A 253-nucleotide genomic window follows, 5' to 3' on the forward strand; every position below is an offset into this window, starting at 1 on the left:
CTCGACGGCCCGATCGTGGTGGTCTGGGACAACCTCAACACCCACCTGGCCACCGGGCTGAAGCGGTACGAGGCCGACCACGACTGGCTCACCACCGTCCGTCTTCCGCCCTACGCACCTGACCTCAGACGTCATCCGCTTTCCGAACGTGATCGTTTGGTTTGGGCTGGGTGGGTGTGAACTCCGGCTGGCGGCGGGAGAGATGGGGGTGTTTCGTCCGCTCGTCTTGGTCGTGGAGGTGCCTGGTGCCGTC

General features: G+C 65.2%; 1 pseudogene. It reads left to right on the plus strand.

What is annotated here, in order from left to right:
• Positions 1-126, plus strand: a pseudogene (locus RM812_RS42940) (transposase); the annotation flags it as partial.
• Positions 127-253: the final 127 nt, after the last annotated feature.

The organism is Streptomyces lancefieldiae, from assembly GCF_031845825.1.
In the GTDB taxonomy this organism is placed as follows: Bacteria; Actinomycetota; Actinomycetes; order Streptomycetales; family Streptomycetaceae; genus Streptomyces; species Streptomyces lancefieldiae.